Below are 25,081 nucleotides of genomic sequence, written 5' to 3' on the forward strand. Positions count from 1 at the left end.
CCCTCTTGTTCCCAGTCACTACTCTCCCATAAATGTACATAATAATCTCGTGCACAGCGCCGGACGATCCACTGCACTTTCTCATAGCGTTCCTTGAAGTTCATGTTATCTCCTTTTTCTTTGATAATATGATTCTACAAGAAAAAATCTTCCCTCAGGCCTCCTGTCCCTATCCTGTCTATTTTATACCCCAACTGGTACCTAACAAAAATATCTATGACATCTCAGGGACTTTTTAAGACATATTAGAACGCAAAAACAACTGCTTCAAAAGCAGTTGTTTTTTGGATATTATTCTTCGTCTTCAACATCCTGATCATCGTCAGAATATTCATCGTCTTCTTCATTTAACTCAACTTCTTCGCCGAGATCATCTGGAGCTATTTCATTGATTTCAGCATCGTAGGCTTCAACCTCACTCTTTTCATCATCTGGATTGTCTTCATCGTATGAAAGAGCCGGGTCCTCTTCATATGAGTCCTCATCTTCAGGATCATCATCGCTGTAATCAATTGCATCTTCGTCGCCATCCATAAAGGCATTAACGCGTTTTTTCTTGCGTTTCTTAGGCTCGTCTTCCTCGTCCGTTTCTTCCAAAGCGATGATTTCTTCATCGACTTCGTCAATCGCATACCAAGAACGAAGACCCCATTTATTGTCACCAAGTGGAATGAAACTGCCATCTACATTCAGTTCTGTATAAAATAGAGGCAGCGCTTCTCGGATCTCACTATTTGATTTTTCCAGATAATTTTGAATTTCATTAACAAGCTCATCGAAATACATTTCATGGTCACGCCCGCGCAATTCTAAGATGGCACGTGCTACCTCAATCATCGAAAGCTCACTTTTTTCTTGTCCTGCAAATACTTCTAATTCCAAAGTTATTCTCCTTAAGATTACACAGGCATTTAGCCAGGCATTTTTTCGCTACTTTCTATTGTACGATAAATTTGCCGTCTAGTCAAAAAAATTTCACCTAGGCCATCCGACTTTTCAAGCCTAGCTTTCCTACTATGTTTTTTCAGCATCTATAGAACAGCATCTTCCTCTAATTTATAAACATTGGCATATTTGTCCTCACAAGTCTTCGACTAATCATGATATAATAGAAAAAACTTTGTTTAATAGAAAGAAGCTTATGCCTCTCCTCCAACGTACCATCAAACTAACTCTTGCAACATGTCTTGCTGCGGCTCTAGCTGCTTTTTTAGGTCTAAGCAATGCTATATCAGCCGGTATCATTGCCATTCTCAGCGTTTCCGACACCCGCAGAAGCACGATCAAACTGGCCCGCAACCGCCTCTTTTCTACTATTTTAGCACTAGCCATCGGGAGCTTATCTTTTATCCTTCTAGGATTTAACCTTTGGAGCTTAGGGATTTATATCCTGTTCTACGTTCCCTTAGCTTATCTCTTTGGCTGGGAAATAGGCATCACCCCTAGTACAGTTTTGGTTACCCATCTGCTGCTAGCCCATTCTGTTTCTTGGTCTCTTTTAGCCAATGAAATGGCTGTCTTCCTCATCGGAACGGGATTCGCTCTTCTGGCTAATTTATATATGGCTTCAAACCAGCAAGATATTGACAACTATCATATTCAAGTTGAAGAGCAACTGAAGAAAATTCTACTGCGTTTTGAATATTTCTTAAAAGCTGGTGACGGCCGAAACGATGCGACTCTAATCAAGGAACTAGATACTACCCTTCAAGAAGCCTTAGCACTGGTCTATCTGGACCATTCCAACCATCTCTTTCATCAGACCAACTACCATATTCATTATTTTGAAATGCGGCAGGCGCAGAATCGCATTCTAAAAGACATGGCAGGAAATATCAACAACTGTCAGTTGGCAGCTAGCGAGAGCTTGATTTTAGCACGTCTTTTCTCCAAGACAGCCCAGCAACTTAGTCAAGAAAATCCCGCTCACGAACTAGTTGAAGAAATCGAAGCCTGTTTGGATGTTTTTCGCGAACGCCCACTTCCTAAGACTCGGCAAGAATTTGAAACTCGTGCCACACTTCTGCAACTTTTACGAGACTTGGAAACTTTTATTAAGATTAAAGTAGAATTTTATCAAAATTACCAAAAGGTGCAAGCAAATTAGCTCTGTGCCATTTCCAATAAATAGTAAAAGGAGTTGAAAAATCTTCAACTCCTTTTTCTCATTCAGTAAAGGCATTCGCTCATTCTTTTAAGTGATAAGAATAACTTGCAACCACGACATCCTCATACCATTTCAAATAGTATTTTAATTTTAAACTCATCTGGTTATGCAAGATATTTTGCCATCTCTTTTTAGGTATAAACTGAGGTACTAGGACTGTCACTGTTCTTCCTTCTTTTTTGGCTCGCTTGGCTACCTTAATTACATACTGAACTGTCGGACTGATGATATTGCGATAGCTAGTTGTGACTGTCTCAAAGCGAATATCTGGGAAGTAGTCAGCAAATTCCTCGGCGACTTCAGCATCTTTTTCAGCTGTCTCTGCTGTAGAAACATGCATTGCTACGACTTCATCTCCGATACTGCGCGCATAGCTCATCGCACCAACACTGACTCGGGTAACATTCCCGACCAGGACAATTACTGTATTACCAGTGTAGTTCTGGCGCTCAATGTGGTCATGCAATCTCAACTGTTTAGCGACTCTATTATAATGCTGCTTGATAGACAAAAACAGCCAAGTCAAAACGATGATAATAGGGAAGAAAGGCCAAATATCTTGGAGACGGAATAAAAGTAAAATAAGGACAATCCCGTAACAAATGATCGCACCAAGGATATTCGCAATCGAATGCTTCAAGAAATTATTTCCATATTTTTTCTTCCAATGGACAACCATACCGGTCTGGGAGAGAGCAAAGGGCACGAATACACCAATCGTGTACAGGGGAATCAAACGTTCTGTATTTCCCTTAAAGATAAACAAAAGTGCAATAGCTCCAAAAGCCAGGGTGAAAATGCCATTAGAATAGCTCAGACGATCTCCTTTTTCCATGTACATATGTGGCATGTATTTATTCTTAGCCATATTGTAGGAAAGCATCGGAAAGGCTGAGAAGCCTGTATTGGCTGCCACCGCTAAGATCAAAGCAGTCGACAATTGGAAAACATAAAACAAGATACGACCAAAAGCAGAAGTTCCCAAAATCGCTTGCGCCATTTGAGCCAGAGTCGTTACACCTTTGACAGGCACGATGCCAATCCAATAATTCAAGAAGGTAATACCAGCAAACATAATTCCTAGGATTAAGGCCATAATCGATAGGGTGGCTGCGGCATTATGGGCTTTAGGCTTCTTGAAAAAGGGAACTGAATTGGAAATAGCTTCCACTCCTGTCAAGGAAGCAGAGCCGCTGGTGAAAGCACGAAGCAGCAAGATTAAACTGACTCCAGTAATCGGACTACCAATGCTCGCAGTTGCGTGATAGTCTAAATTTCCTGTCAGGATTTGCACAAAACCAAAACCAATCAACAATAAGGTGCTGACAATAAAAAGATAGACAGGAATCATCAAGGAAGTGGCCGATTCTTTTAGTCCTCGGAGATTCATTAGCATCAGCAAGAGAACTAAGAAAATGGAAATATGTAAATTGTAAGGATGTAAGACGGGAATTGCAGAGGTAATTGCGTCCGCTCCAGAAGCGACCGAAACAGCCACTGTCAACATGTAATCTACCAGCAAGCTTCCGCCAGCAATCAAACCTGCCGTTGGAGATAGATTTTCTGTCGTCACCATATAAGCTCCTCCTCCTTGAGGATAAGCATGAATGACCTGACGATAGGAAATCGTTAAACTCGCTAATAGAATCAATACGACTATTCCTATGGGAAGCGACCACCAAATGGCACCAACAGAAACAGAAGTCAAGACCAAAACAACCTGCTCTGGTCCATAAGCAATCGAAGATAAAGCGTCACTGGAGAGCATGGCTAAAGCTTGCATCTTAGTCAATAAATGGCCATCTTCGCCCTCTTTTCCAGATTTTAATGGGCGTCCAATAAAAAAGCCTTTTAACTTGGAAAACATAAGTTCCTCCTTTAAAAACATGAGCCATTCTACTCTTTTTCAGAAAACATGTCAATACTTTTCTGAAAATAAATTTCAATCTCCTACTTTTCATCCAATTATATATTTAAAGTTTTAAACTCAATCTTCTATAAAATTTTCCTGTTTTTCTGGTGCTTGTTTATATGGGAGTGTCAAAAAACGAGCTTTATGTAAAACTCGTCTTTGATATATAAATTTCTTAAATCCTAGTGGTTGTTAGTAAAAGAATTCTATCTCAGAATAAACAAGATGACAATCAATAGAAACCTTCAAAGCATTACTAGTTTATGTCACTCTTCAATCTCAATTCCTTTGGATTCGAATAAATCACGTACTTCTTTAGAAAATGGGAAAATTGTTCCGTCAATAGTTTTCAAATTCGAAAACTGCGATAGTTCTTTTTCACTCACATATTCCAAATCAAATTGATCATCTTCCCCATCCCACAAAGGAATCAATTGTGCATAGATCTCATTTCCTCCATCAAAGAAGAGGCTTTCCACATTCTGCGCACACTCTTTAGGTATTTCCAACTGTTCGAAATAAGCCTGCACTTCAGGAATTGGTGCCTCATAGAAGTCTTCTGGATCTACAGATAAGTTATCAGATTCACAAAAACTGTAGACGTCAAATCGTGGTTCAAGCACGTTTTGTTCATACATCAACTCCTGAATAATAGCCAATTTAAAATTAAAATTATCAAATTGTAAGAAATCACTCATAAATTAGTTCCTTTCAAAATCAGAACAAAGCCTCAATCTTCCGAATACACCAGTCAATCAGCTCTTCCAGTCGCTCAATGGATTCGGTCATATGCAGGTAGCCCATGACTGCCTCAAAACCGGTCGACATACGGTAGGTGACAATGTCCGTATTCTTAGCCTTGGTATGGCTGTTGGCATTGCGGCCACGCTTGTAGATATCCTCTTCCTTCTCCGTCAGAATCCCTTCTTCTAGCATGAGAGAGATGAGATTGGCCTGAGCCTTGGCAGAAACGTACTTGGTCGCTTCCCTATGCAGCTGATTGGGCTTGGTCAGACCTTGAAAAATCAGGTGCCTCCGGATATACATGGAGTAGACAGCATCTCCCTCAAAAGCGAGGGCAATGCCGTTAATCAGGTTGACATCAGTCACGGGTCCACCTCACTCCGTCCTTAGTATCTAAAAGCTTGATGCCCTGAGCGGCCAATTCATCCCGAATACGATCCGCAGTCGCAAAATCCCGATTAGCCCGCGCTGCTTGGCGTTCCTCAATCAAGCGCTCAATGTCCGCATCCAAGACTTCTTCTACAAAGACGATACCGAAAACTTCTAAGAGCTTGGACAAGGCTTCCTTAACCTCAGCAGTGTAGTTGCCAGAATTGATCCACTTGGCCAGCTCGAAGACAACTGTGATACCGTTGGCCGCATTGAAATCTTCGTCCATAACAGCTGTGAACTTATCCAGAAAGGCCTGAAGCTGAGCAGAATCCGCCTGACCAGTGAATGGCTGCTCATAGGTATTCTTCAAATATTTGAGATTAGTCGCTGCATCATGAACAGCTTTTTCTGTGAAATTAATCGGCTTGCGGTAATGCTGGGTCGCAAAGAAGAAACGCAACACCTGACCATCAATGGTCTTGAGAGCATCGTGAACAGTGATAAAATTTCCTAGAGATTTGGACATCTTGACGTCGTCGATGTTAACAAAGCCATTATGCATCCAGTAGTTAGCAAAAGTCTGACCAGTCTTGGCCTCTGACTGGGCGATTTCATTGGTATGGTGAGGAAACTCTAGGTCTGCTCCACCACCGTGGATATCAATAGTATAACCCAAGATCTCCGTCGACATGACCGAACACTCGATGTGCCAGCCTGGACGACCTGCTCCCCAAGGACTGTCCCAGGAAATCTCGCCCGGCTTAGCTGCCTTCCAGAGAGCAAAATCCACCGGATTTTCCTTACGAGCAGTCTCCTCATCCGTCCGACCAGAAGCACCTAACTCCAAGTCAGCCAAGGTTTTGTTGGCTAATTTGGCATAATTGTTAGACTTTTCGACGCGGAAATAGACGTCGCCCTCTGACTCATAAGCGTAGCCCTTGTCAATCAAGTCCTGCACAAAGCGGATGATGTCAGCCATAAACTCCACCACCCGCGGATGACGGGTCGCAGGCTTGACACCCAAAGCCGTCACATCCTCACGAAAGGCAGCGATATACTTGTCAGCCACCTCTTGAGGCGTGATTCCTTCTTCCTTGGCGCGATGGATAATCTTATCATCTACATCTGTAAAATTGGAAATATAATTGACCTCAAATCCCCGATACTCAAAATAGCGACGAACCGTGTCAAAAGCTACTGTTGAGCGGGCATTGCCGACATGGATATAGTTATAAACCGTCGGACCGCAGACATACATGCGAACCTTGCCCTCTTCAATGGGCACAAATTCACGTAGGCTGCGGGTCATGGTGTCGTAAATTTTAATCATGCGGTCCACTCCCTTCTCTATTTCTGACTTTTTCGGCTGAAAACCAGCTCTGCAAAAGGGCCAAATTGTCTGAGATTATCCAGTTGGTAAAAGCGCTGCCCTTCCTCTTGGGTAAAGAGGGGAACCCCCTTTCCTAGGATAAGGGGCGCTATCTGAATAATGAGGTGGTCGAAAAGATCCGCATCCAAGAGCGGTCCTACCAAGGAATTACCACCAATCACAAAGACATTTTTGCCTTTGTCAATCTGGTGAACAAAGTCCACCACATCCCCAGCTACTGGCTGGTAATTGCTGACAGGCAGGTGCCTATCATGCGTAAAGACATAGTTTTCCGTAGCTTGATAAAAACTTTCTACATCTTGCAAATCTTGGATTTCCTCAAAGGTCCGCTTGCCCATGATGGTGATATCCATTTGCCTGTAAAAGTCATCATAGCCTGTATCCTCTACAGAACCAAGCTGATACAGCCAGTCTATCCTATGCTGGCTGTCTGCCAAGTAGCCATCCATGGTGATACAGCCGTAAAAATATACTGCCATTCTTGTAGTTACCTTTCTAGTTCCTTTGCTATTGTCAAAGCGATAGTGAAAAAAGTCATGGCATCAGCTGTCCGCTCTTCATGGCGGGCATCCCAGGTTCGGTTATGATGATCCACATAGTCAGCTGTGTAGAAGAACTGATAGACCTTGGTCTTGCGAAATTGACTCCAAGCCATGATAGCCGAAGCTTCCATGTCCACCACTTGAGCCCCAGCAGCTAAGCGACGCTTGACTTTCTCAGGAGTTTCTCGGTAAAAAGCATCAGTCGTCCAAGTCTTGGTGCGGATATGCTCAATATCGTGCTTGTCAAAGATGGCTTCTAGCTTAACTAACAGAGACTCGTCATAAGCGACTTCATCACCCGGTGGGGCATAGTGGTAGCTAGTGCCTTCATCTCGCAAAGCAGCAGCCGGCAGGATAATCTTGTCCGCCTCAATTGAGCGATCCAAAACGCCACAAGAACCTAGAATGATGAAATTCTTGAAGCCTCTGGCCGCCAACTCCTCCAGTTGGCCAATCACTGATGGAGCTCCAATAAGCGCAGTCATGACCGCAACTTGATTTCCATCATAATTATATACATACCAAGGGAATTGTCCGTTAAGATTTTTTAAATAGCCTCCTTGATAGACTTTTTCTGACTCAATCAAACGTTGCAGAATTTCTCCGTTAAAGGACAGGATGATAGTTTCACAAATCTCACCCTTGTCCATAATCTGCCTATCTGTCGGTTCAATAACTCCAGCTACATCTTCAAATTCCTCTAATAACATAACTTCACTTTCTTTAAGACTTCAGCAAATCCAGCTTCATCTTTTCTATGCGGCACAGCTTGGTCTCATCTTTTCGGCTTCACTTATAGTGAGCCCATTGGGTTACCGTTTGCCAAATTACTCCTTGGCAAGACCTCCTAAGGTATCTTGTTAGCTGTCCAAAATAGGCCTTTCTTAGAGCTCCGACGAATGGTGGCTGGCTTCGCGGGCATGCTCCAGCTTATCCAAATAATATTCTCGCTGTTCTTCCACCTCGTGGATGGTTGGCTCATCTTTCTGACCATGAACACGCACGATCTTAGCCGGGATTCCAACTACAGTTACATCACTAGGCACATCGGCCACAACAACTGCTCCAGCTCCAACTTTGGCATTTTCACCAATTTCAACTGGGCCAATGACTTGAGCATGAGCAGAGACCAAGGCACCCCGACGCACAGTCGGATGTCGTTTCCCTGTATCTTTACCAGTACCGCCTAAGGTCACGCCGTGATACAGAAGCGCACCCTTTTCTACGATGGCCGTTTCACCGATAACCAATCCACCACCATGGTCAATGAAAACACCTGACTCAATCTGAGCACCTGGATGAATCTCAATCTGAGTCCAAAAGCGCCAAAATTGGCTGTGCATGCGTGCTAGTAGCTTAAAGCCTCTCTTCCAGAGGAAATGAGAAAGACGGTGGGCTGCCAAGGCCTTGACACCTGGATAAGTCAGGATGACCTCCAGCGAAGTACGAGCAGCTGGATCATTTTCTTTTACAATCTCAATGGCTTCTTTCCACCAGCCCATCTTCTTCTCCTTTCATTAGGTAAAATAAGGGAGTAGGCCCTACACAAAGAAATTTGTAAGGTAATCGAGCCTGATCACTCCCTTTTCATTATTCTTCCGATTTAGTTTTAGGGGCGTCTTCATGTTTCTTATGAAAATGCCCTTTTTCCTGATGTTTATCGTGGTCTCTCTTTGGCTTGTCAGGCTTAGGCGGACGTGGCAAGAGAGCTTTCATAGAGGCATCTACACGGCCTTTTTCGTCAATCTTAATGACCTTAACATCGACAAAATCACCAATTTGTACCAAGTCTTCGACATTGTTGGTTCGAGTCCAAGCCATTTCAGAGATGTGAACGAGGGCATCGGTCTTGTCAAAGAGGTTGACAAAGGCACCGAATTTCTCAATCCGAACAACCTTGGCATGGTAAACTTCGTCCACTTTTGCTTCACGGACCAAGCCAGCAATGATTTCCTTAGCACGGTTAATAGCCGCTTGATCGCTAGAGTAGATGGATACATTTCCTTCTTCGTCAATGTCAATCTTAACACCGGTCTCAGCGATGATCTTATCGATGGTTTCCCCGCCTTTTCCGATGACAATTTTAATCTTGTCCACATCGATCTTGATGGTATCGATTTTCGGAGCAGTTGGAGCTAATTCTGGACGTGGAGCCGGAATGGTCGCTTCAATCAAGTCCAGAATTTCAAAGCGGGCTTTCTTAGCCTGAGCCAGAGCTTCTGTCAGGATTTCTGCTGTAATTCCTTCAATCTTGATATCCATCTGCAGGGCTGTAATCCCTTCACGAGTACCAGCTACCTTAAAGTCCATATCACCAAAATGGTCTTCCAAACCTTGAATGTCCGTCAGAACCGTGTAGTTGCTGCCATCTGAAATCAAGCCCATGGCAATTCCGGCAACCGGTGCCTTAATCGGCACACCACCTGCCATCAGAGCCAACGTACCCGCACAGATAGAGGCTTGAGAAGAAGAACCATTTGATTCCAAGACTTCTGCTACCAGACGGATTGCGTAAGGAAACTCTTCCAAGCTAGGCAAGACTTGCTCCAAGGCACGTTCCCCAAGAGCACCATGTCCAATTTCACGACGACCAGGAGCACCATAACGGCCTGTCTCCCCGACAGAGTATTGCGGGAAATTATAGTGGTGCATGAAACGTTTCTTGTATTCCGGATCCAAGCCGTCCACGATTTGCGTTTCGCCCATTGGTGCCAGAGTCAGAACAGACAAGGCTTGGGTTTGCCCGCGAGTAAAGAGACCAGATCCATGCACGCGCGGCAGGTAATCCACTTCCGCATCTAGCGGACGGATTTCATCGACCTTACGGCCATCAGGACGGACCTTATCTTCGGTAATCAAACGACGCACTTCTGCATGCTCCATTTGTTCCAAGATTTCAGCCACATCACGCATGATACGGTCGAATTCTTCGTGGTCTGCATATTTTTCTTCGTAGACTGCTGTGACTTGGTCTTTGACAGCCTGAGTTGCTGCTTCACGCGCCAGCTTTTCTTCTACCTGAACAGCTTTTTGCAAGTCGCTGTTATAGGCTGCGATAATCTCTGCCTGCAGCTCTTCATCAACATGCAGCAATTCTACTTCTGCTTTTTCCTTGCCGACTGCCGCAACGATTTCTTCTTGGAAGGCAATTAATTCTTTGACCGCTTCGTGCCCTTTGAGAAGAGCTTCCAGCATGATATCTTCAGACAGTTCCTTAGCTCCAGATTCTACCATGTTGATAGCCTCTTTGGTACCAGCCACTGTCAGTTCCAAAAGTGAAACTTCTTTTTGTTCCTTGCTAGGGTTGATGATAAATTCACCATCTACATAGCCGACCTGAACTCCTGCGATAGGGCCGTTAAAAGGAATATCTGAGATAGAAAGAGCCAGAGAGCTACCAAACATAGCAGCCATTTGAGGCGAAGCATCTTCGTCATAAGAAAGAACAGTATTGATAACCTGAACTTCATTGCGGAAACCTTCTGCAAACATAGGACGAATCGGACGGTCAATCAAGCGGGCAGTCAAAGTCGCATCTGTTGATGGACGGCCTTCGCGCTTGTTAAAGCCGCCAGGATATTTTCCAGCTGCATACATTTTTTCCTCATAATTGACCTGCAATGGGAAAAAGTCACCAGTAGCCATCTTTTTGGACATGGTCGCCGCAGTTAAAACGGTACTTTCTCCATATCGAACAACGGCGCTGCCATTTGCCTGCTTTGCAACCTGACCGGTTTCAACTACCAGCTCACGACCTGCAAAAACGGTTTTAAAAACTTGTTTTGTCATAAAGACTCCTTGCCGAGCACTTGCTCAAATTTTTTCATACGCCTTGGCTACAAAGATCAAGATACTACGCCCTTAAGCAACCCATAGGACGTGTTCAGTTAACACTTTGAATTTAATTTCATGGTCTTAATAGCTTATTATATCCTCATCTTTGTATCAAGCACGTACAGACCTTATTTTACCACAATTTCAGCCAAAAGAAAAAGGTCGGAAATGGCTTTTTTCTATAAAATGACTGAAAATCCATTTTTCTTTTTTCTAAGCAGACAGCTGAAATCATATTTCCCTAATTTTTTCCTATGAGCAAGGCATTCTGAAGGAATTTTTGCTATACTGAATATAGCTATTTAATCAAAAGGAGTACACTATGGAACAAAAACATCGTTCTGAATTTCCAGAAAATGAACTCTGGGACCTAACGGCCCTTTACCAAGATCAAGAGGACTTCCTGCGGGCCATCGAAAAGGCCAGAGAGGACATCCAAAAATTCGTCCGTGATTACCAAGGCAAGCTTAACACTTTCGAAGATTTTGAGCGGGCATTTGCTGAGTTAGAGCAGATTTATATCCAAATCAGCCACATCGGGAACTACGGTTTTATGCCACAGACCACTGACTTTGGTGACGAGAGCTTTGCGCAGATTGCCCAAGCAGCTATGGAGTTTGAGACTGAGGCCAATGTCGCACTCAGCTTCTTTGACGACGCCCTAATCAGTGCAGATGAAGCTGTCTTAGAAAGACTAGGCCAAGAGCCCCATCTGACTTCAGCCATTCGCCAAGCGAAAATCAAAAAAGCCCACTACCTGGGAGCGGATGTCGAAAAAGCCTTGACCAACCTAGGTGAAGTCTTTTACAGTCCACAGGATATTTACACCAAGATGCGGGCCGGCGACTTTGCCATGGCTGACTTTGAAGTAGACGGCAAAGTTTACAAAAATACCTTTGTCACCTATGAGAATTTCTATCAAAACCATGAAAATGCAGAAATCCGCGAAAAAGCTTTCCGCTCTTTCTCAGAAGGGCTTCGTCAGCACCAAAACGCCGCTGCTGCTGCCTATCTGGCTCAGGTTAAGTCTGAAAAACTGCTGGCTGACATGAAAGGCTATGACTCTGTCTTTGACTACTTACTGGCAGAGCAAGAAGTTGATCGCTCTATGTTTGACCGGCAGATCGACTTGATTATGAGTGAATTTACCCTAGTAGCTCAGAAATACCTCAAGCATGTCGCTAAGGTAAACGGACTTGAAAAAATGACCTTTGCCGATTGGAAGCTGGACTTGGACAGCGAGCTCAATCCTGAAGTCAGCATTGACGATGCCTATGACCTCGTCATGAAGTCAGTCGAGCCACTTGGACAAGAGTATTGTCAAGAAGTTGCCCGCTATAAGGAAGAACGCTGGGTCGACTTTGCGGCCAATGCTGGAAAGGATTCTGGAGGCTATGCTGCGGATCCTTATCGGGTTCACCCTTATGTCCTCATGAGCTGGACTGGACGTATGAGTGATGTCTATACTCTGATTCACGAGATTGGCCACTCTGGTCAGTTTATCTTCTCTGACAATCACCAAAGCTACTTCAACGCCCACATGTCCACCTACTATGTGGAAGCACCGTCTACCTTTAATGAGCTCTTGCTCAGTGACTATCTAGAACGCCAATTTGATAACCCACGCCAGAAGCGCTTCGCCCTGGCTCACCGTCTGACAGATACCTACTTCCACAACTTCATCACCCACTTGCTGGAAGCTGCCTTCCAACGCAAGGTCTATACTTTGATTGAAGAAGGCGGAACCTTCGGTGCAAGCAAACTCAACGCTATCATGAAAGAAGTCTTGACAGAATTCTGGGGCGATGCCATTGAGATTGACGACGACGCTGCCCTGACTTGGATGCGCCAAGCCCACTACTACATGGGACTTTACAGCTATACTTACTCAGCTGGTCTGGTCATCTCTACCGCCGGCTACCTACACCTAAAAAATGATGAAAATGGTGCCCGTGACTGGCTTGAACTACTCAAATCTGGCGGCAGCAAGACTCCGCTTGAGTCAGCCATGATTATCGGAGCAGATATTTCGACAGACAAACCACTCCGCGACACGATTCAATTTCTATCTGATACTGTAGATCAGATTATTGCCTACAGTAAAGAGTTGGGGGAATAAAAAACAAGACTGAGACATTTTTGTCTCAGTCTGTTTTTACATGATTCAATAAATCTGTTCCTAAAATGAAATTTGAAGCCAAATTTTTAAAAAAGTTTGAAGAAATATAGATAAACCAAAATATAGATTGTAAAACAGACGCTAAATATAAGCCACCTTATCCAGAACTGTGACTTGCTATAATTTTTAGCTCGTAGGAGGCCAATAAAGAACCAGATAAGGCCCCAAAAAAACATTCCCAATAGTTGAGGGGCATAATATGAAATCAAAACCAAGCAAAAAAGGACAAAGCTTAATACAGCCATGATGCTTTTTTCCGTTATTTGCGACCTAGGAATCATCCAGCCCACAAAGAAACAGAAAATCGGCACCGCAATAAACGGAGTAAAAACCATCAAAATAAAGCCAAACTGCGATAATGACTCAAGCATAAACAGCGCCCTTTCTATACCTTGTAATTTACCTTCTTCCTATTATAACCTAAAAACTATATTTTCCAACAAAAAAACTGGGAGATAGACCATTTACTCTATTTTTCCTGTAATAAACAAAGGATATTCCAGCCAAAATATATGTTCAGAGCACTTTTCTTGAATCCACCTGTCTGTTTTGATAGACTAATACATAGATTTTTTAAAAAGGAGATAGAAAATGAAAAAATTTATCGCTGAATTAATCGGTACATTCATGCTTGTGTTCATTGGAACAGGAGCTGTTGTTTTTGGAAATGGTGTTAAAGGTCTTGGCCACCTTGGAATTGCTTTGGCATTTGGTTTGGCAATCGTGGTAGCAGCTTTCTCAATCGGAACTGTTTCAGGCGCTCACTTGAACCCAGCTGTTTCAATCGCTATGTTTGTAAACAAACGCTTGTCATCAAAAGACCTTGTCAACTATATCCTTGGACAAGTGGTTGGAGCTTTCCTTGCATCAGGTGCAGTCTTCTTCCTCTTGGCAAACTCAGGCATGTCAACTGCTAGTCTCGGTGAAAATGCCTTGGCAAACGGTGTAACTGTCTTTGGTGGTTTCCTGTTTGAAGTCATCGCAACTTTCTTGTTTGTCTTGGTTATCATGACTGTCACTTCAGCAAGCAAAGGCAATGGCGCGATTGCTGGTTTGGTAATCGGTTTGTCTTTGATGGCAATGATTCTTGTAGGATTGAACATCACTGGACTTTCAGTAAACCCAGCTCGTAGCTTGGCACCAGCTGTCTTGGTAGGTGGCGCAGCCCTTCAACAAGTATGGATTTTTATTCTTGCACCAATCGTAGGTGGCGTTCTTGCAGCTCTTGTTGCGAAAAACTGCCTTGGCACAGAAGAATAAGAAACGAAAAAGAGTCCTGTCCTCAGTTTGAGGAACAGGGCTTTTTCTATGAGAACAAAGAAACACTCCCTTTTTGAATGGGGAGTGCTTTTCTTTTAACTCAATTCAGCAACGATGGCCTTGATTTGTTCTGCAGTGTGAACACCTGCAACTTGTTTCACCACTTGGCCGTCTTTTTTGAAGAGAAGGGTTGGGATGGACATGATTCCAAAGGCACGAGCTGTATCTGGGTTTTCATCTACGTCCATTTTAACGATTTTCAGGACATCTTCTGAAAGTTCTTCAGACAATTTATCCAAGATTGGACCTTGCATACGACATGGACCACACCAAGTTGCCCAGAAGTCTACCAAGACCAAACCGTCTTTTGTTTCTTGTTCAAATGTTGCATCTGTAATTGCTTTTGCCATTGTATTTCTCCTTTTTAGTTATATTGGCTTAAATCTTGTTTCATGAGATAGAAGAAGACATCTCCATAAGTCCCATGGTAGTCCAAATCATGACCATTGTAAGTTAATTTTTGGACAGTGTAGTAATCCGCGACACCGATCAGGCAGGCATGCTGGGATAGTTCAAACTCCTCATATGACTCGAAAGTTATCTTCCGTTCTGACTTAGCTGCATCTAGATAAGTAATTTCAATCATAGGCTCTCCTTTTTGATTCCATTCGTAATTCATGATTTAATTGTAACCAAAAAAGTTACATTTGTCAAATCAGACGCATCCGCCACTGCTAGATCGTAGAAGGATGCCTTTGAATCCTGATTGATCATCTTCTCCCTTTTGTTTGACTTGATTCTAGCACAATGTAAAGAAGAAATCTTTGACAAAACAAGCACAAAGGCTACGTTTGTTTTTATTTTTATGTTAAAATAAAAGGTATGGACAAAATTATTAAAACTATCTCAGAAAATGGTTCTTTCCGAGCTTATGTGCTGGATAGCACAGAGACGGTTCGGACCGCTCAAGAAAAACATCAAACTCAAGCAAGTTCTACCGTGGCACTCGGCCGCACACTGATTGCCAGCCAGATTCTGGCTGCAAATGAAAAAGGCCAGACTAAGATTACCGTCAAGGTTCTTGGTACTAGCTCGCTAGGCGCAATCATCACCGTGGCAGATACCGAAGGCAATGTCAAGGGCTATGTGCAAAATCCCGGTGTCGATATTAAAAAGACAGCCACTGGCGAAGTTCTGGTTGGTCCTTTTGTCGGCTCTGGTCAATTTTTAGTTATCACGGACTACGGCACTGGCAATCCCTATAATTCTATGACGCCACTCATCTCTGGTGAAATCGGCGAAGACCTAGCCTTCTATCTGACTGAAAGTCAGCAAACTCCTTCCGCCGTTGGCCTCAATGTTCTCTTGGATGAGCATGATAAAGTCAAGGTTGCTGGCGGTTTCTTAGTGCAAGCTCTGCCTGGTGCTAAGGAAGCTGATATCGCCCGCTTTGAGAAGCGGATTCAAGAAATGCCGGCCATCTCTAAGCTGTTAGAATCCGATGACCATATCGAAGCACTACTGGCTGCCATCTATGGTGATGAGCCTTATAAACGCTTGTCTGAAGAAGAAATTCGCTTCCAGTGTGATTGCAGTAAAGAGCGCTTCATGAATGCCTTGGCTACCTTGCCAAAGGCTGACTTAGAAGAGATGCGTGATCAAGACCACGGAGCTGAAATTATCTGTCAATTCTGCCAGACTGCCTATCAATTTGACCAAAATGACCTGGAGGAACTGATTCGTGACAAATCTTAATACCCCTTTTATGATTGGAAATGTTGAAATTCCCAACCGCACGGTTCTGGCACCCATGGCTGGTGTCACCAACTCAGCCTTTCGGACCATCGCAAAAGAGCTCGGTGCAGGACTCGTTGTGATGGAAATGGTCTCTGACAAGGGCATCCAATACAACAACGAAAAAACCCTCCACATGCTCCATATCGATGAGGGTGAAAATCCCGTTTCTATCCAGCTTTTCGGTAGCGACGAGGACAGTTTGGCGCGCGCAGCGGAATTTATCCAAGAAAACACCAAGACAGATATCGTCGATATCAACATGGGCTGCCCGGTCAACAAAATCGTCAAAAACGAAGCTGGCGCTATGTGGCTCAAGGATCCTGAAAAAATCTATAAAATCATCAACAAGGTTCAGTCCGTTTTGGATATCCCTCTGACAGTCAAGATGCGGACGGGTTGGTCCGACAGCTCACTAGCTGTAGAAAATGCTCTGGCAGCCGAAGCAGCTGGCGTTTCAGCCTTGGCCATGCACGGTCGCACCCGCGAGCAAATGTACACAGGTCACGCAGACCTTAAGACCTTGCACGACGTAGCTCAAGCCTTGACAAAGATTCCTTTCATCGCCAACGGTGATATCCGCAGCGTGCAAGAAGCCAAACAACGCATCGAAGAAGTCGGCGCTGACGCTGTTATGATTGGACGAGCTGCCATGGGAAATCCCTACCTCTTCAACCAAATCAACCACTATTTTGAAACGGGTGAAATCCTGCCAGACTTGACCTTCGAAGACAAGATGAAGATTGCTTATGAGCACCTCAAACGCTTGATTAACCTCAAAGGTGAACACATTGCTGTTCGCGAGTTTCGAGGTCTAGCACCCCACTACCTTCGTGGAACATCTGGTGCAGCTAAACTTCGCGGTGCCATTTCACAAGCTAGCACCCTGGCAGAGATTGAAGAACTCTTGCAACTCCAACATTAAAGAAATAAAAAAGGAAGCATCTACAAAGGTGCCTCCTTTTTTTGCAAATTTATTTGATCAATTGAACACTAGCTACTTTACCGTCAGCGCCAGTAGTGATTTGGATGCCCAATCTAGGAGCAGATGGCTCAGCAGAACCCAGCTGAGCTGTATAGCGACCATCATCCAAAGTATAGGCATATGAAGCAACATGGTAAGTATTGACAGTTCCATTTGCTGACTTGACGCTAAATTGTCCGCCTGCTGAAACAGTCACTGTACTACCTCCTGCATCTACCCAACTACCAGCCGCTGCAGAGAAATCTCCATCCACCATATTCAAAACGCCTTTATAGCGAGCATTTGTTTCTGCCTGCTTGTTTTGAAGCTGACGATCAGTGGCTGGATTTTGAGCTGGTTGACTCGGTTGGGCTGGCTGAGTCGCTTGATTTGGTTTAGTTGGTTGAGTCGGCGTAGCTTGTTGACTAGGAGCTTGTTGAGATTGGCTTGGTTGAGCCTGTGTATCTTGTTGAGCTTGAACCTGCTGATCCACCCCTTGTTGTGTTTGGTTTTGTGAAGGTTGAACGGATTCCACAGCTTTCTGTACTTGTTCTGCTTGCCCTACTGTTTTATTTGAAGAAGCATTGCTGCTGGCTTTTGGAGCGCTGCTAGCTTTGCTAGATGAAGTAACTTTAGAGCTAGAAGAAGTTTGTACTGTCTTATTAGCACTTGTGCTAGTCTTGGTTTCTTCTTTGTGACCACAAGCCCCTAAAAGTAAGCTAGAAGCTAGAACAGTAGCAGCCATCAATTTTGTATAAGTCTTAGTTTTCATTTTTTCTTCTCCTTTGTAACATCTGGAAATCTTTTTGTAATATTATTGTAACACTCGTAATAAAGTATGTCAACTAGATATATGGAATTTTTCAAAAAATTTTGAAACAAATAACATCCAGGACTTAGGCCTCCTCTCTTCCTCAGCAGATATGTCGCTACTTTTATATTCGTAACGAAAATAAAAAAAGAGGCTGGGACAAAAGTCCTATCCTCTCAATTGTCTTTGGATTGCCGAGCAAGGCGCAGTGGTTGAGTGGGCTCTACTACGCTGATTTCATCAGCTTTTACAGCCCTACTCAACTGTGCGGAGGTGGGACGACGAAATCGAATTCTAACGAATTACCGATTTCTGTCCCACTCTCAAGTAAAATATAGCATCAATTTTCTTTTATTCCGATTTTTCTGTCTTCAGCCGATAAACCTTTCTCGGTTTCTTCTTTGGCACGCGCTTGACACCAGCCTCCTCCAAGTATTCTCCAAATTTTACGAGAAAATTATTGCTGACAATAGGTCGTCTAGGTGAGATGAGATTGACCAGCTCTGTCCCTTCATAGACAGTAAAGGGCGATTCCAGTAAATGGAGAAAAGTTGGATTCCAGTCCAGTCTCCCTTGAATCCGCTTGATAGATTCTAACAGGATTTGGTAGTGGTCAAAAGCAAAGTCCTCTGCTGTCAGAAGTCGCTCGCCATCTCTAAAACTCCTTGTCTTAAAGTCCACATTAAGGAAGGTGACTTCCTTAGCATCATCACCGGCCTTGACTTGGTTGATAGCGATTGCCGGCAGATAGACCAGATGGGCAATGGTGATAACCCAACCACGCGGATCGCGTCCTGGAGTGGAAACCGTCATCAGCTGCTCCACCTTTTCCAGCGGTATCTCGAGGTCTACTTCTTCCTTGACCTCCCGAATACAGGCTTGATAGGCATCCTCATTTTTGTCCACAAAACCTCCGACCAGAGCATATTTATTCTGATAAGGATGGGCCTTGCGCTTAATAACCAAGAGTTTTATCTGGCCTTCCACAAAACAATAAGCCACCATATCTGCTGTTACGCTAGGTGTCTCATACTTGGGCAAATCCTGTGTCTTGTACCATGCCAAAAAGGCGGACTCATCCGCCATAGTTTCATAGTACTCTTTTTCCGACATTCCCGCTGGGATATCCTGTTTGGTCATGACTTTCTTCCTTTCCTAAGCTATTTTTTCTATCAAAAAATCTCAAATCTTAGTCTAAGCTTTTTTCACTGCCTTGGTCCACTGATACCATCCGACGATACTATTGAGGGTATAGACCCAGTACATGGCCTGGATGTGAAGGTTGCTGCCCCACCAGAGGTAGATACTGAAGAGATTGGTCGCAATCCAGAAAATCCACTGCTCGCGGTAGAGCCCCGTCATGAGAAGCTGGCCGATTCCATTGGTCGCATCTGTCACACTATCGCGGAAAGGCCGGTGGCTGTGAATGCTCTTATAGGCAAAGCCCATACCAATCCAAATCAAGGCAGTCAAGGCCAAATATTTAAGCCAGCCACGCCAGTCTAACTTCTTAGCTTCAAAATGAGAGGGTTCTTCCTTATCTTGTTCATTGACCCGGTTGGACAACCAAGTGTAGAGACCGATTGGCTACATGATAAAGAAGTAAACCGTAGTCAGCACTTCTCCATAAAAGCTAGCCTGAAAGGACAAGATGAGATAAATCGCCGAATTAACAGCTCCAAAGAGATAATTACTGGCCCGCCCCTCAGCTACTAAGATGACGCAGACGATGCCTGTCCAGGAAGCAAAGAGTCCCAACCAGTCATGCTGCTCCTGCCCACTGGTAAACTCCAGAATGAAGGGCAGACTGGAAAGAGCAATCAAGTAGAGCCATTGAGACAAGCTACGCCCGCCAAATAAATCCTGCCAGAGCAATTTAGCAATACCGCTAAAGCCCTGTTCTTTAGCTGCTGCACAGACATTCTGAAAATTCCGAGCAAAGGTTTGAGATTTTTGTTTTAGTCCTGCGGAGAGAGCTGCAGGTGAGAGTTTTTGATTTTTTACTACCATTCTATTTTACCACTTTCTTTTTTAATCTGCTTGATAAATCTTGTTAATCGCTTCTTTAGCCGCCTGATAATTGTCCAAATAACTGTTAGCCAGATAGACCGTCGGAATATGAGCTAAACACTGCTCTTTCAGCTTTTTCAAATAGCTTGAAAAATCACTGCGGATAGCCTCGTCTGCCATGCTCATATCGCGAAAGCCATCGTTGACATAGGCTCCGACCGGCTCAGCAAAGAGAATCAAATCCCATTTTTCCTTGGATAAGATGCTGGCAAAGAGATTGTCAAAGGTATCTGTCTCTTCGTCTTGAACGGGACTTTCTTTCAGATAATAATCATAGTAGGCCTTGGTTACCAGCGAATTTGTATCAGCCACGACCAGACCACGATTGGCACTGCTGTCAATCAAGCGGGAAGTCTGAGCATATTGTCCCAAGAGCAGATAATAGTAGTCTTTAGGGGTCAGCTCATCGTCTCGCACGTTATTTTGAATCTGATATTCTCGAGCATATTCCAGACTAACTGGAGCATCATAGTAGCGAGCCAAATCCTTAGCCAAGGTCGTTTTACCATTACTGGCGCTACCCATAATCATCACTTTCTTGGTAAAGTGACGGCGGAAAGGTTGGGCGATATATTTCCAATAAAGGCTAGGATTTTCCCGAATCATCGTAGCTGAAATCCCAAACTGCCGCTCCTGCAAAGAAGTTTTGAAGCCACGCTTTTCTAACTCCTCCTGATAGTCAGCCTCTCCAACAAAGAAAATCAGCTCTTCACCTTCTGAATCATAACCCACCAAGTCCAATAAAGCGGGCAACCATTGATCCCAACCCAGAGGATAGCGAGGGAAAGAAGTTTCGTCTAGTTTATAAACCTGAGTCAGTTCATCATCTGCGAAAGTCTCACGCGTATAGCGGAATCGCTTCTGCAAAGATAGGCCTACTTCCTCGCCACGGTCTCCCTGATAGCCTGAAACCACCACGCGCACCTTGTCGTAAGAACGCTTCGCCTTCTGAATCAAATCGATATGCCCCTGATGCAAGGGAGCAAAGGTTCCAAAGACGATTGCAATTTGCTTTTTCATGACCTCACCTTTTTATCGTTTTTTATAATTTATTCTTTCTATGATTTTATTATAAACTATATTTTTCTTTTGTCAATAGTTTTTTATAAAAATTTATAAAAATATTTTTCAGACACTTTAAAACTGCTTCAAAGACACAAAAAAAGAATCTAATGTCTTAGCATCAGATTCTTTTTCTACAAGATTTATTGCTGATAGACTTCTTGGTAGAATTCCAGCTTGTCTCCATCCTTGAGCGTGATTTGATTGGCGCCCTTAGGAGCCATTTCTCCATTGACCTTAAACATCCAGTAGAGACCTTTTGCTTCATCCTGAGCATGACCGTCAATCGAAGTGATAAAACCTTCTTTTTCTTCGACCTTATAGGCCTTCTTCAAAGCATCCATCGCTGTTTTTCCTTCTTCAACAGCCACCGTTTTCTCGCTCTTCTCCTGACCTTCTGGTGCAATACTGATACTGATTTTCAGTTCCTTTTTGACGGAAGAAGCAGCCGAACTAGAGCTGGTATCGTTTTTTGTTTGATTATTGCTACAACCCACTAAGAAGAGAGCAAAGGCAAGCGTAAGTAAGCTAAAGATTTTTTTCATGATAAAGTCTCCTTAAAATAAAATACAAAATAGGATAAAAGAGCATGGTTGAGCAGGCATGAGCTAGATTGAAGCCTGCTCCTGCCGCCACATAAGTCCACCAAGGCATTTGATAAAGCAAGGCTGTGATACCATCAATCACAAGACCATAGCTAAAGGCTAAAAGCAAGGCCAACATACTCTGGCCAAACAAGCCCAGTCGCCGATACAGCAGGTACCATAAGCAAATGACCACCGCAAAGGATAAGATCTGGAAAAGTACCCACGGCCCCATTCCGAAGAGGAATGAAGATACAAAGATACTGATAGACATGACTAGAAGTGAACCCCTCAAGTCCTCAAAATCCACCAAGAGAAAATACAGCGCTGTAATCGGTTTGATATTGGGCAGGCCAGCAAAGGCATAGCGAAGCACGACGCAGACAGCCGCCAGAAGAGCTATTCGAGCAAGATAACGAAGAGACACAGTTTCTGCCTTTCTAAACGATATTCTTCAGTATGATAACACGGTTCTGATTAGCCTAGCAAGAATGCCAAGTGAATCAGCTTTTTATGTATCCTGTCGAATCATCTCCGTTAGTCCTTGATCTCGGTAAAGCAGATCATTTCTAACTGAAAATCCCAGCTCCTGCCAAAAACGGTTGCCCAGTTCATTTCTTTCAAAAACGACCAGCGATACTTTATGGATACCAAGTCTTTTCACTGCTGACAAGGCCTGTTCGACCAGAGCTCTGCCTACTCCTTTTCTACGAAAATATGGATGGACAGCTGTATGATAAATGTACGCTCTACGTCCATCTGTGCCAACTAGAATAGCACCTATAAAGCTCTCCCCTTCCAAGGCAACCAGACAGGTCTCAGGATTGCGCTTCAAAAAGCGGGCAATCCCTTCTTCAGAGTCATCTAAGTTATTGAGCCCCATACCAGCGCAAGAGAGCCACAGCTGGTAAACAGAGGCATAATCCTTTTCTGTCATCACACGAATTTCCATTGCACACATCCTCCCTAAGCCATTTCAAATTTGAGTTGGCCACCTTTGACACCAACTTTGAGCGTTTGACCAGCTGCTAAATCTCCGGTCAGGAGCAACTCAGACAGCTTGTCCTCCACCTGCGTCTGCAGGGTACGGCGCAGCGGCCGCGCTCCCATTTCTGGATCGTAACCTTCCTGAGCCAGCAATTTCAGGGCACTAGCTTGGAATTTAAGCACGATGCCTTGCTCTGCCAGACTCCTAATCAACGGTTGCACCATAATCTTGACCACTTCCTGCATATCCTCAGCAGACAGACTGTGGAAGACCACCTTTTCATCAATCCGGTTGATAAATTCAGGCCGGTAGGTCTTTTTCAATTCTTCCAGAATTCGTTTTTCCATATTGGCCTGATCAAAGCGGATGTCACGCGCCCCAAAACCAACCGTCTTATCATCCCGCAGGGCTGTTGCCCCCAGATTGCTGGTCATGATAATGATGGTATTGGAGAAGTCCACCTTGCGACCCTTGCTGTCGGTCAACTGGCCGTCATCCAAGACCTGCAAGAGGACATTGAAAATATCTGGATGAGCCTTTTCTACCTCGTCAAAGAGAAGAACTGAATATGGACGGTTGCGAACCTTCTCCGTCAACTCGCCGCCTTCTTCATAGCCTACATAGCCCGGAGGCGCCCCATTGAGACGACTAGCTGCGAATTTCTCCATATATTCACTCATGTCGAAGCGAATCAGGGCTGATTCATCATCAAAGAGAACTTCTGCCAAGGCCTTAGCCAACTCTGTCTTCCCGACACCCGTTGGCCCTAAGAACATAAAGGAACCAATTGGGCGTTTACCAGTGCGAATGCCCGATTGATTGCGACGAATAGCTCGGCTAACAGCCGAAACTGCCGCATCCTGCCCGATAACCCGCTTGTGCAGTTCTTTTTCCAAGTTGAGGTATTTTTTGGCATCTGTCTGAGTTAATTTCTGCACAGGAATACCAGACAAGCGACTGAGAGTCTCTAAGATATCCTCTGCTTCCACTTTCAGCTTGTAAACAGTTGGTTCCTGCTCTTTTGCCAGTAGCTGGCCGACTTTTTTCAACTTTCCAGCCATCAAAGCCTGATCCACAGGCGTCAAATCCGACTGTTTATAATTCTGCGGTCCTTTATTCTGCACCGTTGCACTAGCTTCATCCAAAAGGTCAATGGCAGAGTCTGGCAGATGCTTGCTGGTCAGATAGCGATGTGCATACTTGACCGCTGTTTCAATGGCCTGATCACTAATCTGCACCTTGTGGTGATCCTCATAGCTCTTTCTCAAACCCTGCAGAATAGCAATGCTGTCGGCTACAGTAGGTTCTTCAATAGTGACCTTGGCAAAACGCCGAGACAGAGCAGCATCTTTTTCGATATGTTTCTGATACTCTTCCTGCGTCGTAGCACCAACTGTCCGCAAGGTTCCCCGGGCCAGAGCAGGTTTCAGGATATTGGCCGCATCCAAGGTCGAATCAATCCCGCTGCCAGAACCCATGATGGTATGCAGCTCATCGATAAAGAGGATGACATGGCCGTCTTCTTCAATATCATTGATGATATTGTTCATCCGCTCTTCAAAGTCTCCGCGGAAACGAGTCCCAGCGACAACATTCATCAAGTCTAGTTCCAAGACGCGCATCTTGGCAAGTTCAGCTGGAACTTGACCAGCTGCCACGCGTTGAGCCAAGCCTAGTGCCAAAGCCGTTTTACCAACCCCCGCATCACCGACAAGTACTGGATTATTCTTTGTCTTGCGGCTGAGGATCTGAAGCATTCGAGAAATTTCCTCATCCCGACCGATAACTGGTTCCAGACGACCGGCCCGAGCCAGCTCTGTCAAATCCCGAGTATAGTCTTCCAGACCGCCGCTAGTTGAAGGAGGCATGCCCATCATATTCGCCATGGTTTGTTTAGCAGAGGCCGTGTTTTTATTTAGCGAGCGGATCGACTTAATTTCCTCTCTGCCCCAGCCAGCACGCTGCTCTAAAACCTTTCGTAAATCACTGAATCGAGGGGCTGAACTCTTATCATCATAGCCGAAACCTGCAGCTTCTAACACACGGACTGCCAAGGTCCCACGATCAAATAGCATGGCTAGGAGCAGGTGCTCTGTGCCCAGGCTTTTAGCATGGACGGCTTCCGCAATCTGCCCTGCTTGAGTAAAGAGCTCCTCCAAACGGTGAGAGAAAGGTAATAAGTCAAAACCGCCTTGTTTTTGATACTCTTTTCCAGTAATGTCAAAGGCTGCTTCTTCCAGTTTATCCATTTCAATAGGGAATTCATTTAGAGCCGAGCCTGCCACGCTGTAGGGATTATTAGCCAGAGCCATCAGCACCTGCCACGATTCTAAATAATCAGTAGCAAAATGACCAGCTAAAAGTTGAGCCGCTTCCAAGCTTTCTACTAAAGCTTTTGAATAATTCAT

Annotated in this window: 24 protein-coding genes and 2 pseudogenes; 5 read left to right on the forward strand and 21 right to left on the reverse strand. The window is 44.3% G+C overall.

The features are described 5' to 3' along the window. Both D8793_RS12240 and rpoE read right to left on the reverse strand, forming a co-directional pair. Positions 1–104: pseudogene (locus D8793_RS12240) on the reverse strand (sigma-70 family RNA polymerase sigma factor); the annotation flags it as partial. Positions 105–291: 187 nt separating this feature from the next. Continuing rightward, positions 292–882: a DNA-directed RNA polymerase subunit delta gene (gene rpoE, locus D8793_RS08615; protein WP_015604416.1), complete on the reverse strand. Its 591-nt coding sequence runs from the start codon at positions 880–882 to the stop codon at positions 292–294. Between the two features lie 259 nt (positions 883–1,141). Between rpoE and D8793_RS08620 the strand changes: the two genes are divergently transcribed. Continuing rightward, a complete protein-coding gene (locus tag D8793_RS08620; RefSeq protein WP_125383872.1) occupies positions 1,142–2,107 on the forward strand; it encodes an aromatic acid exporter family protein in 966 nt (321 codons plus the stop codon). A 79-nt stretch (positions 2,108–2,186) separates the two neighbouring features. Here the strand turns inward: D8793_RS08620 and kimA are convergent, their stop codons facing one another. The 8 genes from kimA to pnp all read right to left on the reverse strand — a co-directional run bounded on the left by kimA (position 2,187) and on the right by pnp (position 10,916). Next, the gene (gene kimA, locus D8793_RS08625) at positions 2,187–4,034 is read right to left on the reverse strand and encodes a potassium transporter KimA (RefSeq protein ID WP_125371554.1); all 1,848 of its coding nucleotides are present in this window, start codon (positions 4,032–4,034) and stop codon (positions 2,187–2,189) included. 311 nt (positions 4,035–4,345) lie between these two features. Continuing rightward, on the reverse strand, positions 4,346–4,777 hold the full coding sequence (locus D8793_RS08630) for a DUF6892 domain-containing protein (protein ID WP_125371555.1): 432 nt from the start codon (positions 4,775–4,777) through the stop codon (positions 4,346–4,348). A 19-nt stretch (positions 4,778–4,796) separates the two neighbouring features. Further along, the gene (locus D8793_RS08635; RefSeq protein WP_125371556.1) at positions 4,797–5,189 is read right to left on the reverse strand and encodes a Mini-ribonuclease 3; all 393 of its coding nucleotides are present in this window, start codon (positions 5,187–5,189) and stop codon (positions 4,797–4,799) included. Continuing rightward, entirely contained in the window at positions 5,182–6,525 is a 1,344-nt protein-coding gene (gene cysS / locus D8793_RS08640) for a cysteine--tRNA ligase (RefSeq protein WP_125371557.1), read from the reverse strand. Before cysS ends, D8793_RS08635 begins: the two co-directional genes overlap by 8 nt. A gap of 17 nt (positions 6,526–6,542) precedes the next feature. Further along, a complete protein-coding gene (locus D8793_RS08645) occupies positions 6,543–7,064 on the reverse strand; it encodes a dihydrofolate reductase family protein (RefSeq protein ID WP_125371558.1) in 522 nt (173 codons plus the stop codon). A gap of 8 nt (positions 7,065–7,072) precedes the next feature. Continuing rightward, positions 7,073–7,837: a nucleoside phosphorylase gene (locus D8793_RS08650; RefSeq protein WP_125371559.1), complete on the reverse strand. Its 765-nt coding sequence runs from the start codon at positions 7,835–7,837 to the stop codon at positions 7,073–7,075. A gap of 174 nt (positions 7,838–8,011) precedes the next feature. Further along, entirely contained in the window at positions 8,012–8,629 is a 618-nt protein-coding gene (gene cysE, locus D8793_RS08655; protein ID WP_005591130.1) for a serine O-acetyltransferase, read from the reverse strand. A gap of 88 nt (positions 8,630–8,717) precedes the next feature. Further along, complete coding sequence (gene pnp / locus D8793_RS08660; protein WP_125371560.1) at positions 8,718–10,916, reverse strand: polyribonucleotide nucleotidyltransferase; 2,199 nt, start codon at positions 10,914–10,916, stop codon at positions 8,718–8,720. Between the two features lie 367 nt (positions 10,917–11,283). Here pnp and pepF point away from each other — a divergent pair, with 367 nt between their 5' ends. Then, positions 11,284–13,080 (forward strand): oligoendopeptidase F, encoded by a 1,797-nt coding sequence (gene pepF, locus D8793_RS08665; protein ID WP_125371561.1) that lies wholly within the window; start codon positions 11,284–11,286, stop codon positions 13,078–13,080. Between the two features lie 86 nt (positions 13,081–13,166). On the opposite strand, the gene D8793_RS12245 is transcribed toward pepF, so the two are convergent. Continuing rightward, complete coding sequence (locus D8793_RS12245) at positions 13,167–13,511, reverse strand: hypothetical protein (RefSeq protein WP_045497799.1); 345 nt, start codon at positions 13,509–13,511, stop codon at positions 13,167–13,169. 220 nt (positions 13,512–13,731) lie between these two features. On the opposite strand from D8793_RS12245, the gene D8793_RS08675 reads away from it, so the two are divergent. Next, a complete protein-coding gene (locus D8793_RS08675; RefSeq protein WP_125371562.1) occupies positions 13,732–14,400 on the forward strand; it encodes an MIP/aquaporin family protein in 669 nt (222 codons plus the stop codon). Positions 14,401–14,495: 95 nt separating this feature from the next. Here D8793_RS08675 and trxA read toward each other — a convergent pair whose 3' ends face one another. Both trxA and D8793_RS08685 read right to left on the reverse strand, forming a co-directional pair. Then, positions 14,496–14,810 (reverse strand): thioredoxin, encoded by a 315-nt coding sequence (gene trxA / locus D8793_RS08680; protein WP_125371563.1) that lies wholly within the window; start codon positions 14,808–14,810, stop codon positions 14,496–14,498. A 14-nt stretch (positions 14,811–14,824) separates the two neighbouring features. Further along, positions 14,825–15,046, reverse strand: a complete 222-nt coding sequence (locus D8793_RS08685) for a DUF4649 family protein (protein ID WP_125371564.1) — start codon at positions 15,044–15,046, stop codon at positions 14,825–14,827. Between the two features lie 236 nt (positions 15,047–15,282). Between D8793_RS08685 and hslO the strand changes: the two genes are divergently transcribed. Together hslO and dusB are read left to right on the forward strand one after the other, a co-directional pair. Then, complete coding sequence (gene hslO / locus D8793_RS08690) at positions 15,283–16,155, forward strand: Hsp33 family molecular chaperone HslO (protein WP_125371565.1); 873 nt, start codon at positions 15,283–15,285, stop codon at positions 16,153–16,155. Next, positions 16,142–17,119: a tRNA dihydrouridine synthase DusB gene (gene dusB / locus D8793_RS08695; protein ID WP_125371566.1), complete on the forward strand. Its 978-nt coding sequence runs from the start codon at positions 16,142–16,144 to the stop codon at positions 17,117–17,119. The genes hslO and dusB overlap by 14 nt, the downstream gene beginning before the upstream one ends. A gap of 49 nt (positions 17,120–17,168) precedes the next feature. On the opposite strand, the gene D8793_RS08700 is transcribed toward dusB, so the two are convergent. The 8 genes and pseudogenes from D8793_RS08700 to D8793_RS08740 all read right to left on the reverse strand — a co-directional run bounded on the left by D8793_RS08700 (position 17,169) and on the right by D8793_RS08740 (position 25,081). Then, positions 17,169–17,930 carry a hypothetical protein gene (locus D8793_RS08700; protein WP_125371567.1) on the reverse strand — a complete coding sequence of 254 codons (762 nt, stop codon included), beginning with the start codon at positions 17,928–17,930 and terminating at the stop codon, positions 17,169–17,171. A 390-nt stretch (positions 17,931–18,320) separates the two neighbouring features. Further along, positions 18,321–19,109, reverse strand: a complete 789-nt coding sequence (locus tag D8793_RS08710) for an NUDIX domain-containing protein (protein WP_125371568.1) — start codon at positions 19,107–19,109, stop codon at positions 18,321–18,323. A 54-nt stretch (positions 19,110–19,163) separates the two neighbouring features. Continuing rightward, a pseudogene (pnuC, locus tag D8793_RS08715) lies at positions 19,164–19,979 on the reverse strand (nicotinamide riboside transporter PnuC). A 21-nt stretch (positions 19,980–20,000) separates the two neighbouring features. Beyond that, positions 20,001–21,059, reverse strand: coding sequence for an AAA family ATPase (locus D8793_RS08720; protein ID WP_125371569.1), 1,059 nt, complete (start codon positions 21,057–21,059; stop codon positions 20,001–20,003). Positions 21,060–21,244: 185 nt separating this feature from the next. Continuing rightward, a complete protein-coding gene (locus D8793_RS08725) occupies positions 21,245–21,646 on the reverse strand; it encodes a DUF4430 domain-containing protein (protein WP_125371570.1) in 402 nt (133 codons plus the stop codon). After that, a complete protein-coding gene (locus D8793_RS08730) occupies positions 21,630–22,112 on the reverse strand; it encodes an ECF transporter S component (RefSeq protein ID WP_125371571.1) in 483 nt (160 codons plus the stop codon). Before D8793_RS08730 ends, D8793_RS08725 begins: the two co-directional genes overlap by 17 nt. An 84-nt stretch (positions 22,113–22,196) precedes the next feature. Further along, positions 22,197–22,637 (reverse strand): GNAT family N-acetyltransferase, encoded by a 441-nt coding sequence (locus D8793_RS08735; RefSeq protein WP_005591148.1) that lies wholly within the window; start codon positions 22,635–22,637, stop codon positions 22,197–22,199. A 14-nt stretch (positions 22,638–22,651) separates the two neighbouring features. After that, positions 22,652–25,081, reverse strand: a complete 2,430-nt coding sequence (locus D8793_RS08740; protein ID WP_125371572.1) for an ATP-dependent Clp protease ATP-binding subunit — start codon at positions 25,079–25,081, stop codon at positions 22,652–22,654.

This window comes from Streptococcus cristatus (genome assembly GCF_003943465.1).
Lineage (GTDB): Bacteria > Bacillota > Bacilli > Lactobacillales > Streptococcaceae > Streptococcus > Streptococcus cristatus_C.